The sequence below is a fragment of the Vibrio fortis genome (assembly GCF_024347475.1).
In the GTDB taxonomy this organism is placed as follows: Bacteria; Pseudomonadota; Gammaproteobacteria; order Enterobacterales; family Vibrionaceae; genus Vibrio; species Vibrio fortis.
On the sequence record NZ_AP025488.1, the window covers coordinates 1444510 to 1459752 of the forward strand.

Annotated in this window: 14 protein-coding genes and 1 pseudogene; 8 read left to right on the forward strand and 7 right to left on the reverse strand. The window is 43.9% G+C overall.

What is annotated here, in order from left to right; all coding sequences use genetic code 11:
* The first annotated feature begins 27 nt into the window (after window positions 1–27).
* The 3 genes and pseudogenes from OCV50_RS20860 to OCV50_RS20870 all read left to right on the forward strand — a co-directional run.
* A complete protein-coding gene (locus OCV50_RS20860) occupies window positions 28–1287 on the forward strand; it encodes a hydroxymethylglutaryl-CoA reductase (protein WP_261904517.1) in 1260 nt (419 codons plus the stop codon).
* Between the two features lie 33 nt (window positions 1288–1320).
* Complete coding sequence (locus OCV50_RS20865) at window positions 1321–2244, forward strand: LysR family transcriptional regulator (protein ID WP_261904518.1); 924 nt, start codon at window positions 1321–1323, stop codon at window positions 2242–2244.
* A 234-nt stretch (window positions 2245–2478) separates the two neighbouring features.
* Window positions 2479–2589 (forward strand): annotated as a pseudogene (locus OCV50_RS20870) (regulator); the annotation flags it as partial.
* Between the two features lie 74 nt (window positions 2590–2663).
* On the opposite strand, the gene OCV50_RS20875 reads toward OCV50_RS20870, so the two are convergent.
* The 5 genes from OCV50_RS20875 to OCV50_RS20895 form a co-directional block, all read right to left on the reverse strand.
* Window positions 2664–3068: a hypothetical protein gene (locus OCV50_RS20875; protein ID WP_261904519.1), complete on the reverse strand. Its 405-nt coding sequence runs from the start codon at window positions 3066–3068 to the stop codon at window positions 2664–2666.
* Window positions 3047–3463, reverse strand: a complete 417-nt coding sequence (locus OCV50_RS20880; protein WP_261904520.1) for a hypothetical protein — start codon at window positions 3461–3463, stop codon at window positions 3047–3049. Before OCV50_RS20880 ends, OCV50_RS20875 begins: the two co-directional genes overlap by 22 nt.
* 339 nt (window positions 3464–3802) lie before the next feature.
* Window positions 3803–4708, reverse strand: a complete 906-nt coding sequence (locus OCV50_RS20885) for a YjjW family glycine radical enzyme activase (RefSeq protein ID WP_261904521.1) — start codon at window positions 4706–4708, stop codon at window positions 3803–3805.
* 16 nt (window positions 4709–4724) lie between these two features.
* Window positions 4725–6281, reverse strand: coding sequence for a YjjI family glycine radical enzyme (locus tag OCV50_RS20890; RefSeq protein ID WP_261904522.1), 1557 nt, complete (start codon window positions 6279–6281; stop codon window positions 4725–4727).
* Window positions 6282–6468: 187 nt separating this feature from the next.
* Entirely contained in the window at window positions 6469–7068 is a 600-nt protein-coding gene (locus OCV50_RS20895) for a class I SAM-dependent DNA methyltransferase (RefSeq protein WP_261904523.1), read from the reverse strand.
* 162 nt (window positions 7069–7230) lie between these two features.
* On the opposite strand from OCV50_RS20895, the gene OCV50_RS20900 reads away from it, so the two are divergent.
* Both OCV50_RS20900 and OCV50_RS20905 read left to right on the forward strand, forming a co-directional pair.
* Complete coding sequence (locus OCV50_RS20900; RefSeq protein WP_239840253.1) at window positions 7231–8109, forward strand: LysR family transcriptional regulator; 879 nt, start codon at window positions 7231–7233, stop codon at window positions 8107–8109.
* A gap of 330 nt (window positions 8110–8439) precedes the next feature.
* Window positions 8440–9336 carry a cation diffusion facilitator family transporter gene (locus OCV50_RS20905; RefSeq protein ID WP_261904524.1) on the forward strand — a complete coding sequence of 299 codons (897 nt, stop codon included), beginning with the start codon at window positions 8440–8442 and terminating at the stop codon, window positions 9334–9336.
* A gap of 18 nt (window positions 9337–9354) precedes the next feature.
* Here OCV50_RS20905 and yddG read toward each other — a convergent pair whose 3' ends face one another.
* Entirely contained in the window at window positions 9355–10296 is a 942-nt protein-coding gene (gene yddG, locus OCV50_RS20910) for an aromatic amino acid DMT transporter YddG (RefSeq protein WP_261904525.1), read from the reverse strand.
* Window positions 10297–10452: 156 nt separating this feature from the next.
* Here yddG and OCV50_RS20915 point away from each other — a divergent pair, with 156 nt between their 5' ends.
* Window positions 10453–12621: a diguanylate cyclase gene (locus OCV50_RS20915; protein WP_261904526.1), complete on the forward strand. Its 2169-nt coding sequence runs from the start codon at window positions 10453–10455 to the stop codon at window positions 12619–12621.
* 137 nt (window positions 12622–12758) lie between these two features.
* On the opposite strand, the gene yjjG is transcribed toward OCV50_RS20915, so the two are convergent.
* Window positions 12759–13433 (reverse strand): pyrimidine 5'-nucleotidase, encoded by a 675-nt coding sequence (gene yjjG / locus OCV50_RS20920; protein WP_261904527.1) that lies wholly within the window; start codon window positions 13431–13433, stop codon window positions 12759–12761.
* A gap of 195 nt (window positions 13434–13628) precedes the next feature.
* On the opposite strand from yjjG, the gene OCV50_RS20925 reads away from it, so the two are divergent.
* Together OCV50_RS20925 and yiaY are read left to right on the forward strand one after the other, a co-directional pair.
* Complete coding sequence (locus OCV50_RS20925) at window positions 13629–13790, forward strand: hypothetical protein (RefSeq protein ID WP_239840258.1); 162 nt, start codon at window positions 13629–13631, stop codon at window positions 13788–13790.
* A gap of 254 nt (window positions 13791–14044) precedes the next feature.
* Window positions 14045–15193 carry an L-threonine dehydrogenase gene (gene yiaY / locus OCV50_RS20930; protein WP_261904528.1) on the forward strand — a complete coding sequence of 383 codons (1149 nt, stop codon included), beginning with the start codon at window positions 14045–14047 and terminating at the stop codon, window positions 15191–15193.
* Window positions 15194–15243: the final 50 nt, after the last annotated feature.

The window sequence follows — 15243 nt, forward strand, 5'->3', positions numbered from 1 at the left end:
GCTGTTCCAACTGTACCAATAATAATTATGCCAAAACTCAACCTGCACCGTCGCGACTATGTTTCAATCTTAGGTGGCGATATCACCGCAGAAGAATTAGAACAAAAGCTTCAACCTCATTTCGAAAAGCCGAGTAAAAAGCTGACACCTAGCCCTTACTTGACTGAGAAAAACCTGACCCGCCGTTGGACAGCACTTGATAACGCAGAGAGCCAAGCTCAATTGCTTGACGCTCACACCCTAGAACAATTTTCTGCCTACGAAAAAAACATCGAACACTTTATTGGCACCGTAAAAGTACCCGTTGGTATTTCAGGTCCACTTCGTGTCAATGGCCTGTTTGCCGAAGGCGATTATTTGGTACCATTGGCGACTACAGAAGCCGCTCTAGTCGCTTCATACAATCGTGGCTCTAAGCTCATCTCGGCCTGTGGTGGCGCAAGCGCCATGCTGCTTAATGAAGGCGTTACTCGTACCCCAGGGTTTGCTTTCGAGAACTTGGCACAAGCGGGACAGTTTGTTGCTTGGGTAGTGACACAATACGACCACTTTAAAGCACTAGCAGAATCTACGACATCGCACGGCAAACTCACTGACATCAGTTGCAACATCGAAGGCAACCACGTTTACCTCGTATTTGAATTTCTGACTGGCGATGCTTCTGGTCAAAACATGGTGACTATTGCGACAAATGCAGTGTTCGAATACATCATGGAACATACGCCAGTGAAGCCTGACCATGCGTTTCTCGATGGCAACCTATCTGGTGACAAGAAAGCCAATACACAGACACTGCGCAGTGTACGCGGCAAAAAAGTGACCGCAGAAGTGAATATCCCTGCGGAATTAGTTGAAAAGTACCTGCACACCACGCCTGAGAAAATGGTTCAATTTGGTCAAATGACCACTGTTGGCGGTGCGCTAAGTGGCACAATTGGCATCAACGCCCATTATGCAAATGCATTAGCTGCCCTCTATATCGCGTGTGGACAAGATGCGGCGTGTGTGGCTGAATCTGCGATTGGTATGACTCGTATGGAACTCAACAAGGAAGGCGGCTTATATGCAAGTGTAACCCTTCCAAACCTGATGCTCGGTACTGTGGGTGGCGGTACAGGTTTGCCTAGCCAAAAAGCGTGTCTGGACTTGTTAGGGCTGCATGGCAATGGTAACTCACAAGCTTTAGCAGAAGTGTGTGCTGCGCTCTGTCTGGCCGGAGAGCTTTCTATTGTCGGTGCATTCTGTGCTGGTCACTTTTCTCGTGCTCATCATAAGCTAGCACGTTAGAATCCAGTTTCATTATTTGATTCTGGAGTTGAGATGGATTATCTCCACCTATCGCGCGTTAGCCTTAAACACCTTACTGTTCTTCACGTTATGCTCAATACTCATAGCGTGACCCAAACTGCGGAACAGTTGTATGTAACGCCATCCAGCGTCAGTAAAACGCTCTCTCAACTTAGGGAAATCATTGATGATGAGCTTTTCTACCGTGACGGTACTAAGCTCATCCCTACTCCATTTGCGCTTCAAATCGCGCCAACCGTACACGCCATTCTATCGAGCATGAACGGTCTTCTACATCAAAAGACCTTCGTTCCAGAGACTTACAAAGGCAGTTTCACCTTATCGATGCGCGAAAGTACCTTTGAGGTGTTTTCGCCAACCATCAGTCAGATAACCACTCAGTTAGCTCCTAACGCAGCGCTAAAGGTGTACTCGAAGCAACAGTTCGGCTTTGACTCGCTTTTGAGCGGTAAAGTGAATGCCATTTTATTGCCACACGATATTTCTCAGCCGCCGACAGAAAACAAAGAGTTGGTTTGGAAGACAATATTGGCGGATGAGATGGTGTGTTTGATGGGAGCGGATCACCCACTCGCTGACGCGACGCTGACTATTGAAGACTACTTAAGCTATAAACACATCGGGATCTTTGATAATGAACTGTCTCAACCTTTCTTTGAGCAGAATTTAGCCCAATGCCACAAACCACGTGACGTCGCTATTTCGGTTGCTGACTTTGGCTCAGCCGCCGTGCTTTGCCATCAAACGCCATACTTGTTTACCTGTTCAAAGTTATGGTCACAGAAAGCCCTACAAGCCAAAGGGCTCATCGCGAAGCCATTGCCTTTCGATTATGGGAAAGTCGCGTACAGCTTGGTATGGAATCGACCAAACATGAATGACCAAGCAATGAAATGGCTATGTGATCAGTTCATCACGCCAGAGAAACCGCTTTGAACGTCGGTGGACAACTAAGATTGAAACTTTTGGGGAGTATGTACTGCTCCTGATGAAACAGGTTTTTGGACAAAAGCTTGTCAGTAGATTTCCTAAATTAGCAATTAATTACTTTTTATAAGGCAAATTTGCCAATTAGTAATTCTTCGCACAGTGCGCACTTTGTCTGATTGTGTTTAATGGTGCGTATTTTATAAAACTAAACATAATCTCTTATATTTAGAGGTTTTATCATTGCAGTGTCGCGAAATGAGTAAGAATTCCATTTTTCGAGAGTTATAGTGCCAAATGACCAAGGAAGAGGTTACTGAACTCTGTTTCAAACCTGTGAGAACTATCACAGGTTAGGATGAGGGAAATCTAATACCGCCAGAGTGTAAAAGGCTCCCAAAGGAGCCTTGTTTTTACTAGAATAAAGGTTATTGCATACGATAGATATACACATCATCAATGAAATGACCATTGATAGTGTTTTTAGAAAACCTTATACCGTTAATTGAATTATCAGTTCTTATCATAGTAGACAGTAGTTGAACTATTGGCTGTTCTGCTGTTGAAACACCGATGTCACTAATCGATACCTTAAGTGCAGTTTGAGGTAGGGACTTGTTCGCATCGATTATTCGTTTGTAATACTTACGAGGGCCTTCAGAAGCAACTTTGTTAGATACAAAAATGAGCTTCCAAACATTCTCTTCTGACATGTAGAACCAAAATGCACATTTAACATCAGCGCGATTTTTATCCATGCTTTCTACTAACTGAGCACCAGAATTGATCATGGCTTCAGAAAGAGTTTCATTTACCAGTAATTCTTTAACCATTTCAATACACCTGATTCTTCGTTTGTAATTGCCTCATAAAGATCATTTGCCTTAATTTGATCTATATCCGTCTCATACCTTGTTGTTTCAGACCAGTCTTTAGCAACTGCCCAATTCAACTTAAATTCTTCGTCAGCGTTTTCTTGCTCTGTTAACTTTTGTTTTAAACCAGCAACACCAATTAGTTCTTTTAGGTTATGAGTATGGCACGCAAGTGCTAATTTTTTATCTGGAAAATCATTTTCTCTAACTTGCTGACAAATTGAAGCCTTGAGGGCTGACTCCAACGCGTAGCCAGAAAGGTAATACGCGCCTTGGGGACATTGGTTGTCAAGCAAAAGCTTTGCTTCGGTAATCCTTATACCTACTAGATCTTCAAAATCCTGCTTATTCATAAATTTAGTTCCATGACTTAACTTACTGAGATTCTAAAATAAAAATAGAAACTACGTTGCGGTATTCTACAGCATAACATCAAATAGCATCACTATTCTTAAATAGCAACCATAGTCCTGAATGAGTTGATTTGTGTTGAATTTACCCCCGTTATACTACACGCGGTTTAACGACGAACAGCATTAGAAGAATGGATAACTTCTAGTAGGGCAAAAACCCATAACAGGATGTGAATGAGTAAAAGATCTATCCCACAATGGAGCAAAAGTGAGTTTCGAACTTTGTTGTCCACCCACTTAAAGAGAAACCAGGTTGTTAGGGTACTGAATCAAGTGAGTTTAGGTATAGACTTGCGGCGTCAGCATTGGTCGCTGGACATAAGCAAATAACTGGTCATGAAACTCATTCATTTGCTGCTTAGTGCATTTTGACCACTCCAAGGCTTCCCCTATCACACCATGATGCTGAAACGCATTAAGACGAATCGCAACGCTTTCTGGCAATGAGTTAAGGTAACGCCCTACCTGTTCGACTTCTGTATCTAAATCGCTTTTGCCAGGGATATGCAGTAAGCGAACTTCATGCAGCTTTTGGTGTTCCGCTAAGAAGCTAATTGAAGAGAGCACGCGATGATTCTCGCGGCCAACTAACCACTGGTGGGTTTCATTTTGCCATGACTTAAGATCGATCATTGCACCATCAAGGTATGGTAGCACTTTGTTCCAACCTTCTTGAGAAAGTGATCCATTGCTATCAATGAAACAGGTTAAGTAGCACAGCTCTGGGTCTGCCTTGATCGCTTTGAAAAGTTCGATAATAAACGGCAGCTGCATTGTCGCTTCACCGCCTGAGATGGTGATTCCACTCAAGAAGAACTGATTATCTCTCGCGATTTCAAGAACATCAGACACTGTCATCAGTGATATCTTCGGACTCGACTTATGACTACACACATCAATACACTTATCACAATGGGTGCACTTTTCAGGGTGCCAAGTCACCAATCCAGAGTCGCTATTTTTTGTTAACGCCTCACTTGGGCATTCAGGAACACAATCACCACAATGGTTGCAGTGATTAATCGTGTGAGGGTTGTGACAGGTAATGCAGTCAAAGTTGCAACCCTGTAGAAACAGAACCAAGCGATTTCCTGGCCCATCAACACAAGAGAAGGTCAGCACACGGCTGACCTTCGCTTGTTTTTCTGCCTTTATATTTTTATTAACCCTAGCCATTTGAGTCATTAGATCAGAAAACTTATTATTCGTAGGTTGGCGACATTTCTAGGCTTGCCACGCGTGGTTTACGCTCCAAAATACCGGTATTTTTTGCCGCTTCTGCGCCCAAGAAAGTGGTATTAGTGCGAGAACCCTCATCGTCATATTTCGCAATGTCAGACAGCTTAATCATGTAACCCGTTACACGAACCAAGTCGTTGGATGCCACGTTAGCAGTAAACTCGCGATAACCGGCTTGAATCGCACCTTTACATAGGTTGAACATAGCTTCTGGGTTCGATTTTACTGTTTCATCAATCGTTAAAATATCGCTAATACCCGATGTATAGAACTTATGATGACCTGCGGTTGCTCGTACGTAAGAGACCGGATCCGGCTCAGTTCCGTAAGGAATACGAACACCTGGGGTTACATCTTTATCAAGACTAATACCGCCTTGTGCGTGCAGCAGTGCTTTGCCATTTAATCCATATTGAACTGGTGAGGATTCAACGATCTCTGCGAGCTTTTCAGAGATGGTGTGACCGAGTGTGTTGGCTGCTTCATCGTGTCCGTACTTAGCTTCAGCACCCTCTTTCTCCATCAGGATATTGACGGCTTCTGCCATGCCATAGATACCAAACATAGGCGCAAAGCGTGCTTCTTCAATCAAGCCCTCTTTCGTCAAGAAGCCTTCGAAGAAATTCGACTCTTCATGAAGAAAACGACTACGCGCATCCATCAGTTCAACCATTATGCTCGCGTATGTTGGTAGCACTTGCTGCAGAAAATCAGAGCTGTCTTTAGACTTCAACGCCACCTCTTTTAAGTTCATACGTACTAAGGTGTTTGAACCACCAGCAAGCGGCAGAGAGTTATAGCAGCTTACAATACCAAAACGCTTGTCACCGTATGCACTGGCGTGTGCTGGATAGTTTGCGATATGAGGCTTACTGCACTCACAGATGTTACTCGCGGCCTGACGCAATAGGTCGTCTGGAGTCACAACTGGGTCGTACATAAAGGTCAAATTCGGAGCGATTTGCTTAAGTTCAGCGTCTACTCGCAAGATAGTGCGACAAATGATGTTATCTGCAGGGCCGATATTTACATGCATGAACGCATCTGGAAGCGTGCGATCCAGCATAATCCAGAACAGTTTTAATTTTTGATAGATTTGTTCGTCTGTTAAATCGCCAACAAATGGCATCAATACATCGTCTAGTTGACCAAGGTATACAGGGATAGAGGTCACTGATGGCACATGGTGATAGATGATCGTCAACATGTTGAGCGCTTCATCAAGATTAGTCGCCGCGCTGAGCTCTAAATACTCTGAGCCTTGATGTAAGTATTTAGAATAATCTGGCAAGACGTAGCGCGGCTTAAACGGCGCATGGCCTTCAAACATGTCACACAGGACCCCGTCTTTAAGTGCTTGTTCAGCGACTTGGCTGATTGGCATATACGGTAGGCTTGCTTCTGCTTCTAGCGCTAAATAGCTCGACTTCTGCTTAGGTGATAAGTTTGCATCCGAAATAATATTATGGAAACGTTGCTGAAGTTCAGGCATTGGTGATGACGTTGTTTGTTGGCTCATGATAAAACCCTTTGTATTTATATGGTCTTATTCTAAAAGAGTTATTACTTTTCCACTATTGAAATATAATCAATTAAACATTTCCATTATGGAAATAACAATCATCATGTTGTAGCCAAAAGAAAACCCACACTGCAAAACAGTGTGGGTTTATTCTATCTATTGAATATCAATACGTTAGCGTAACTTAGTACGGGTGGTAAGACTGCTTACGACCGACGCCCATTAATACTTTCAGTTCACCCTGAGGAGTATCAATCGAGAATGGTACTGACACTTCTACGTTTGAGAAACCTGCTGCAGTTAACACATTCTCTGAGCGACTCAGTGTTAAGCCGGACGTTTCTTCGTTGCTCTCTACACACCAATCCCAGTGAACAAACAGCCCTTCTTCTTCTAAAAGCGTGTAAATCAAACTCACCGTATCTTGTAGATTCGGAATAAAGCCACACACAGAAGACGCGACTACGACATCAAATTGCTTTCGAAATGCAGGGTGTTGAGCTGCTAAGCCACGAGAAAGAATATCAACAACGGGCTCTACATTGGGTAGCTCTTTTTTGTCGAGTTCTTCAATCATGGCTTCAGAGAAATCTAAAGCAATTATCTCTTTTGCAAAAGGGGACACTTTTTGGCTAAGCAGACCTGTGCCACAACCAAAATCAAGGACACGGGTTCCGTCTAGATCAACGAGCTGGCTTAACTGGTCAAATACGGCTTTTGCGAATTCAGCCGTTGCGGGTTCTTTATCCCAGTCTTTTGCGTACTCGTCCCATTGTTTCGCCATCATGGCCTCCATCTTTACTTCTTGTACGTTCGGAACCCTCTCAGATTAAACTAAATTAATCCATTCGTCATAGAGTTATCATGCAATGATGGACTATTTCTAAGAGAATCAGCACAATATTCACATATAAACCTTACGATTCTCGCTCATTCTGGAAAATCTATGAACTTGTCTCAAATCCAAGCTTTTTGTTCCGTTGCAGACCTCGGTTCGGTCTCAGAAGCTGCGCGCCAGCTCGAATGCAACCGAACTAAGCTCAGTATGTCGATCAAAGCTCTTGAGAAAGAACTGGATGTCGAACTGTTTATTCGTAGTGGTAATCACGTTGAATTGTCGGAAGCGGGAAAAGCGATCTACAAGGATTGCGAAGGCATGTTGGTGACGGCAGCTCGTATCAAACAAACCTGTCTACATGTTTCTGGTGAGTTTAACGCCGAAATTTGGATAGCACGCGACGACTCGCTGCCCGATGAAATGTGGCAAGATCTATCGCATAAACTGAACAACCGCTACCCTTCCACCTCATTCAACATTGTGCTGGCTTCCAGTGGTGATTTAGCCAACCTTGTGGAAACTCAGCAAGTCGACTTCGCCTTTGGGGTTGATTACGAGCGTGTCGATGACCCAAGAATCCTCTACAACCCACTTGGTAAAATCCGCATGATGTCTGTGTGCCAAAAAGGGCATGCTCTAAGCGAAATGCGTCGAGTGTCAGATGAAGTTTTACGTAATTCCATGCAAGCGACCATGGTTTATCTTAACGAGAAAGATAATCCTGTTCTCGACCCATTCTCGCGCCGCTATATTGGCTTTTCGAGCTTCGACTACATGCTCGATACCATCATGCGTGAAGACGCCTGGGGTGTAATGCCAGAGCCCTTAATTCGTCATCTACTCCGCGAACAGAAACTATCAGTTATCAAACACACCTACGGCTTGACCCAAGAAGATTACTGTATGTTTACGGCTGCTGGTATGGCGGAACACCCGGGAATGAACTGGTTGGCGGACAAGATCAGTGATTATCTATTTGATTTTTAGATATAAATTTTTATCTCGCTTCTCTAGAGTTCACTCATCCCCTCTCTAATTTCGATGAGCATTACTCCGTATTAATGCTCATCCAATTTAACAGTATTACGACTCTAACTACTGAGCGTATTTGTTATTTCAGACGCACTTCTCTCAAGTTTTCCTCATCGTTATCAGTCAGTGTCAAAAAAAATGACAGGTAAAATAACAACTAACTCAATGATTTAATTAAACAATTAATAAATCCTACAATTTTACCTTTACACCAAGACAGATTTAGTTTGTAAAACTTGCTCAGTATTAGAACAATGAAGGTATCGAAGACACTAGGATATCATTATGTGTGACAGGACAAACCAAAACGAAAATCGAGTATTAATGTTCTCAGCCCTTCTTGCATCTGGCTTTGCATTAGGTGGCTTGGCACTAGGCTTAATTGTTGGTTCCCTCGTCATCGTATTCGACGGTGTTTATTCGCTGATCAGTTTACTGTTAACTTTATTGTCACTAGCGGCATCGAAGTACATTAATCGCCCGTCAGATTCTAACTTCCCTTTTGGTCGAGCAATCATCGAGCCTATCGTTATTGCATTTAAAGCCACGGTTATTCTTATCGTTGTCGGTTACTCATTATATTCAGCAGTGGGTGCATTGATGACTGGTGGTCGAGAGGTTGACGCCTCTATCGCAACCATCTTTGGTGCTCTGAACGTACTAGGTTGTGGTTACGCTTGGTGGTACATCGCCAATAAGAGTAAGTCATTCTCTTCTGGTCTGATTGAAGCTGAATCGAAGCAGTGGCAGATGGATACATTGTTGAGTGTGGCGGTGACTGCAGGTTTCGTCGCAGCATGGTTCATCACCTTGTCACCATACGCTGAGTTTGCTGTTTATGCTGACCCTATGATGATGGTTCTGATGTCGTTCTACTTCATTAAAGTCCCATTCGATATGCTGAAACAAGCAATGCGTGAACTGTTAATGATGTCGGCAAACAAAGAGATTTGTGAAAAGGTTGATGAGAACGTCATCGCAGTCGATAAGGAAGCGCAACAAGATCTAGAACTGAAAGGTGTGACTAAAGTGGGTCAAGAGCTTCGTATTAACGTGGACATTCACACCAACGATCAAGCAACCATTGCAGTCAATGATATTGAAAAAACGCGCCGCCTACTCAAGCGACGCCTTTCTAAAATGCCTTATGAGCTGAAACTCAATTTGAGTATTGCAAGCTAAAGGGTAACCGATTAGCGACTAGGTGTTCGCTTGCTCGATATCACCACTTTCTGATTTAGCCGACGCTTTTTGTGTCGGCTTTTCTCTTGTTACCCACCAGCACGCCAGTGAGCCAATCGTCACCATGCACACACCTTGTAAGAAGGTCACAGTGAGTGAAAGGCCGAGCAGCATTGAAGAGAATAGAGTTGCGAAGATTGGCGTAAAGTATGACATGGTTGCAAGAAACACCATGTTGCCACCTAATATCGCAGTATTCCACAACGCATAACCCGCTCCCATCGCCGCCCCCGCCAACACAAGATCGATAGCAGCGCTCGTTGTCATGACCATCGCCGGTTCATCACTCAGCGCGTATTTAATCCAAAGGGTCACCGCAGTCGCAATAAAGAACAGCACAATTGCATTCTGACCTTTCGCCACACGCTGTGTGTAATTACAATACACAGCCCAGATGATCGCACCAAAGAAAGCCATGGAATAAGTTAGCGGGTTAGTCGCCACGTTTGCGGCAATCTGCTGTACCGAAAGACCTTGATCGCCACTGATACTCCATGCCACGCCGAAGAACGCCAGTACGATACTTGGGTAAACCAGTAAGTTGGTTGTCTTTTTACTGAGTAACACGGCAAACAGCACCGTTAATGCTGGCCAAAGATAGTTGATAACCGCCATTTCAATCGCTTGATGACGGCTGTTGGCCATACCAAGTGCAAGGGCCAAAAATATCTCATAGCAAACAAAAAGCGAGCCACCAATCAGAAGATATGACTTAGAGAAACGCGAAATTTTCGGTAAACCCATGGTAAACACCAGTAGGATCGAGCTCACCGTATAGAGACTGGCTGCCCCTCCAATCGGTCCTAACTGTTCAGATACGCTGCGTGAGAGTGCGATTAAGCAGCTCCACAATAGAATGGCCATTACGCCATAACAACTATAACGATGAGTCTTTAACACTTGATTACCTTTTTACAAAGCCAACTTAAGCAAATTCCTAAAAGGCGAGCATAAACCAGAAACTTGGCCAAATGATAGAAAAAACAAAATAAGACTTCCTAAAATAAACAACACTTCGTACAATATAATTATATTTATTTCATCATTGTTACCTTAATGAACTATACCGATAGCTTTACTCATTACCTAGATCTGCAACTAAAAGAAGTCATCGCTTCTCAAAGCGCAGAGGCTATCGGCCATGTCAAAAAAGCGATGGACGCCGAAGCCGTTCGATTAGATAAAACCATCCCAAGTTCTATAAAGTTATTTGTCGACGGTTTCTGTGTATTGAGAAAAGGTAAAGTAAAACAGGCTCTTGTTTATCTTAGTCAAGCTCTAAATAAAGCCGACGCTTCACCTTCTTTGATCCTCAAATACTACATCGAGTATGGTTTAGGTATCGCCATGATTCGCTCAGGCAACTTCACTGAAGCCATTGTCGAATTAACCAAGGCTTCGGAATGTAAACACATTGATAGCCCATACTTGCTTGCACGAATCTACGCGAATTTAGGTTATATATTTCTCGAGGCTGAAGACTTTCATAAAGCCCACTACTACTGTGAATTAGCCTGGGAAACCAGTACTCAGACACCTGAGCAGATGGTGATCTCACCTGTACTCACCAACCTTGCATTTACCAATAGTAAGCTGGGTCGGTTCGATATTGCTGTCCAACAGTTTGACCAGTACAGAGAGACGCTCACGTTACACGCAAGTCCACTTGGGGAGTTCTTCTATCACAACGCCTTTGGCGCCCATTTAGAGCTGCTAGGAGAATCTGAGCACGCACTCAAGCACTTTTGTAACGCGATTCAATGTGCAGAACAGCTGTCAGACGATTTCTATCTATTAGATGCCCTTCTTGAGTATTGCCGTTGTGCTATCGAGAACCAACATATTGCTCACCTCGATACTCATATTCAAAAAGCGCTGACTCTCGTTGAAGCATTCGGTAGTGCTAAGATGTTGGAGGCTTTCGCCACTATCTTGCATCAAGAGTCGAAGTTTAATAACAACGCCACACTAAAGAATGAACGCCTAGAACAAGCCTTCAATTTGCAGGCAAAGGCACTCAAGCTACATAGCGAAAGTAACAGTGAGTCCATCTCGCAACTGTATCAACTCCATTCTGAACGTCCTCAGTTAGAGAACGCGCAGTCGTTGGCAAAAAACTTGGAGTTAATCTCTTCGTTTGGCGAGTACCTTGGATCACACAACGATCTCACAGACATGGTATTTCGTCTGTATAACGACCTTTCAAAGCTCATGTCTGTCGACTGTCTGGCTTTGGGCTTGTATGACGAAGCGACTGAGAAATTGCATTACGAGCAGTTTATCGACCTTGGTAATCTACTACCGCCATTCACTATCGATTGTCGTGGTGAGTCGACATTAAGTACGTATTGCATCAAGAACAATCTGTCGTTCATGCACGGCAGTTTTTCTCCTGAGGTACTACAAAAGCTTGTTAATCAAGACCCAACCGCACACGCGTTTGTCGGTACGACGCAAGAGGACTACCCGTCCGTTATCATGATTCCGTTAACGCTCGATCATAAGACTCTAGGTGTGTTGACGATACAGACCCACCAGCCGCATGCTTACCAAGACTACCATATGTCTTTGATTAAGCACCTTGGCTCGTACATTGCGGTGGACTTGCAAAACAAGCAACACAAGAAACAGCTCGAAGCTCAAAAGAAAGAGCTTAACCGCTTGGTGAACTTAGACCCTTTAACAGGTCTCTATAATCGCGTCTCTCTTGGCTCCTCGATTCAAAAGCTACAAAAGTGTGCACGAGCGGCGAACAAGATCTCGGTGCTGCTCGTTGATGTGGATTACTACAAGCAGTACAACGACAGTTATGGTCACGTAAAAGGGGATGGCGTGTTAAAGGAGATCGCCAATCTACTCCGAATCCACTTTACTAATGAGCACTGTAAAGTATTCCGATTTGGAGGCGATGAGTTTCTTATTTTGACCGAATGCATGATGAAGTCTGAACTTGAGAAGAAGGCTCGTGACTTTATGTCAGATCTTCATCAGCATAACATCGAACATATCTCTTCTCCGTGCAGTGACAGGATCACCGTATCCATTGGTGGGGCGATATTTGACCACAGCACTAAGAGCCTGTTGCTCGATTTTGAGTTGATTCAAAAAGCGGATGAAGCTTTGTACACCATCAAGGACAAGGGTAGAAATGGCTCTCTCATCGTTAATGCCGAACACGTTAACAACCCCGAGCCTAGCGACGCTTTCCCGCTACCTTTTATGTAGTGCTCTCACTCAGATCAATAACTGCCAATTAAAAAGGTACCCAACATCTGTTTTAGGTACCTTCTCAATCAACTGTCTTTTGTCCAGCCAACGGCTGTTAACACGAAACTGCTGTTAACAGGAAACTATGGCCAACATCAAGCGAGAAGCAGTGCCTTTAACTCACTCAAAGACGCGACTTGATAGTGAGGTTCAATGCCACTTGGCTTTGGTTTACCTTCAACATTCAGCCAACATGTTTCGATACCAAAATCGATGCCGCCCAAAATATCTGAATGCGGGTTATCACCTACCATCAACATACGATCTTTAGCCGGTTCGCCAATGATGCGGTGTGTGTGATCAAAGATCGCAATGTCTGGTTTAGCCACGCCCACCTCTTCAGAGATCACCACATGGTCGAAGTAATCTGTCATCCCTGTGCGCTCCAAACGAATAGATTGCAGCTCGGTAAAGCCGTTGGTGATGATGCCCATTTTTACCTTACCTTGTAGTGCTTCCATCAACTCTTTTGCGCCCGGCAATAAGGTACAGATGTCTGCCATTGCGGTTAGGAAAGCGCTATTCAATACGGCGGTTGTGGTATCTAGCTTTTCCGCCCAGGACTCAAAGCGGGTGTGCTTTAATTGATCCGCAGTAATACGGCCATCTTGATAATCAACCCAAAGCGGTAAATTGACTTGTTGGTATGCCGCGTAGTCTTGCTCGTTAAACTCAACGCCGAAGCGAGAGAACATCAGCTTCATTCCTTTAAACGAGTCAAAGTGAAACAGCGTTTCATCCGCATCAAAAAATATCCAGTCGTACTTCATTACCTATCCTACTTGGGTTCGATCGTTCTAGAGAGGCTATGCCTCATGTCTTTTGCACACTTTCTACACAACTGTGAGCTCGTAGAAAGTTCTGACCTTTTATATAAATCACGCATCAACTTATGATGTATCGCAAATTTTGCCACATATTAAACTAATAACATACAAGAAACACATTTCAATACCGGAGGTATTATGAAGCACTTCTTACCGTCGTCTGTCATGCTTACACCGTTTCTTGTCAAAAACTACGACGCTTTTGTCGGCGACCAATCCGAACCAAAAACAGAGCAAGAAATGGTCTCTGGTGATGAATCCAAACAAGAGGCTATCGATATAGAAGAGACAAAAAGTTAATAAAATTAGAACTTTATGTAGATCTTTTTCATCAACACTATTTATTCTCATATGGATGGCGTACTGCTCACGCTACCTATTATTATTTAAATTATCATTAGAATCGAGCTAACCGTTTGCTTCATGAAGCACGTCACAATCCCTAACCAGAAAGTGGTAGTTAGGCGCGAAAATTGTCCCAGATCAATTGTTCCACAGACCTTTATCGCCAACATAGAGCTCAAGCAAAAATCATAATTTAACTGGAGCAACTCATGGCTAGTGCATTTTACATCCCTACAATTAACTTCATGGGCACAGGCTGTTTAAAAGACGCCGCTGACAGCATTCAATCACAAGGTTTCAAAAAAGGTTTGATCGTTACAGATAAAATCTTGAACCAAATCGGTGTTGTAAAACAAGTACAAAACCTACTAGAAGAGCGTGGTGTTAACACCGTTGTGTTCGACGGCACTCAACCAAACCCAACAACCTCTAACGTGACAGACGGCCTAGAACTACTAACAAACAACGAGTGTGACTTCGTTGTTTCTCTAGGCGGTGGTTCACCACACGACTGTGCGAAAGGTATTGCGCTGGTTGCTGCAAACGGCGGTAAGATTGGCGACTACGAAGGCGTAGACCAGTCTGAAAAACCAATGATGCCACTGATCGCTATCAACACGACTGCGGGTACGGCTTCTGAGATGACTCGTTTCTGTATCATCACTGACGAAGCTCGTCACATTAAAATGGCAATCGTAGATAAGCACACTACGCCACTTATCTCTGTGAACGATCCTGAGCTAATGCTTGCTAAGCCTGCATCACTAACTGCAGCGACAGGTATGGATGCACTGACTCACGCAATCGAAGCTTACGTATCTATCGCGGCAACGCCGATTACTGATGCAGTAGCAATCAAAGCAATTGAGCTTATCCAAGCACACCTACGCACTGCAGTAAGCAATGGCGACGACATTGAAGCTCGTGAACAAATGGCTTACGCACAGTTCATGGCTGGTATGGCGTTCAACAACGCATCTCTAGGCTACGTGCACGCTATGGCGCACCAGCTAGGTGGTTTCTACGACCTTCCACACGGTGTATGTAACGCGATTCTTCTTCCACACGTACAACGTTACAATGCTCAAGTATGTCCTGAGCGTCTCCGTGATGTGGCGAAAGCAATGGGTGTAAATGTTGAAGAGATGACAGCAGAGCAAGGTGCAGAAGCAGCTATCGCTTCTATCGTGGCTCTAGCTGCTGATGTGGGTATCCCAGCTGGTATCGCTCAACTAGGTGCAAAACTAGAAGACATCCCTACTCTGTCTGACAACGCACTGAAAGACGCTTGTGGTTTCACTAACCCGAAACAAGCGACTCACGAAGAAATTTCTGCGATTTTTGAAGCGGCAATGTAGTTCTTCAATTTATAAAACACCAAACTTTATATATTAGTTTGAAAGCGGGC

Bases quoted from the DNA above. Each gene is read 5' to 3' on its own strand.
- OCV50_RS20860 (WP_261904517.1), top strand. From the start codon at position 28: ATGCCAAAACTCAACCTGCACCGTCGCGACTATGTTTCAATCTTAGGT.
- OCV50_RS20865 (WP_261904518.1), top strand. From the start codon at position 1,321: ATGGATTATCTCCACCTATCGCGCGTTAGCCTTAAACACCTTACTGTT.
- OCV50_RS20875 (WP_261904519.1), bottom strand. From the start codon at position 3,068: ATGGTTAAAGAATTACTGGTAAATGAAACTCTTTCTGAAGCCATGATC.
- OCV50_RS20880 (WP_261904520.1), bottom strand. From the start codon at position 3,463: ATGAATAAGCAGGATTTTGAAGATCTAGTAGGTATAAGGATTACCGAA.
- OCV50_RS20885 (WP_261904521.1), bottom strand. From the start codon at position 4,708: ATGACTCAAATGGCTAGGGTTAATAAAAATATAAAGGCAGAAAAACAA.
- OCV50_RS20890 (WP_261904522.1), bottom strand. From the start codon at position 6,281: ATGAGCCAACAAACAACGTCATCACCAATGCCTGAACTTCAGCAACGT.
- OCV50_RS20895 (WP_261904523.1), bottom strand. From the start codon at position 7,068: ATGGCGAAACAATGGGACGAGTACGCAAAAGACTGGGATAAAGAACCC.
- OCV50_RS20900 (WP_239840253.1), top strand. From the start codon at position 7,231: ATGAACTTGTCTCAAATCCAAGCTTTTTGTTCCGTTGCAGACCTCGGT.
- OCV50_RS20905 (WP_261904524.1), top strand. From the start codon at position 8,440: ATGTGTGACAGGACAAACCAAAACGAAAATCGAGTATTAATGTTCTCA.
- OCV50_RS20915 (WP_261904526.1), top strand. From the start codon at position 10,453: ATGAACTATACCGATAGCTTTACTCATTACCTAGATCTGCAACTAAAA.
- yjjG (WP_261904527.1), bottom strand. From the start codon at position 13,433: ATGAAGTACGACTGGATATTTTTTGATGCGGATGAAACGCTGTTTCAC.
- OCV50_RS20925 (WP_239840258.1), top strand. From the start codon at position 13,629: ATGAAGCACTTCTTACCGTCGTCTGTCATGCTTACACCGTTTCTTGTC.
- yiaY (WP_261904528.1), top strand. From the start codon at position 14,045: ATGGCTAGTGCATTTTACATCCCTACAATTAACTTCATGGGCACAGGC.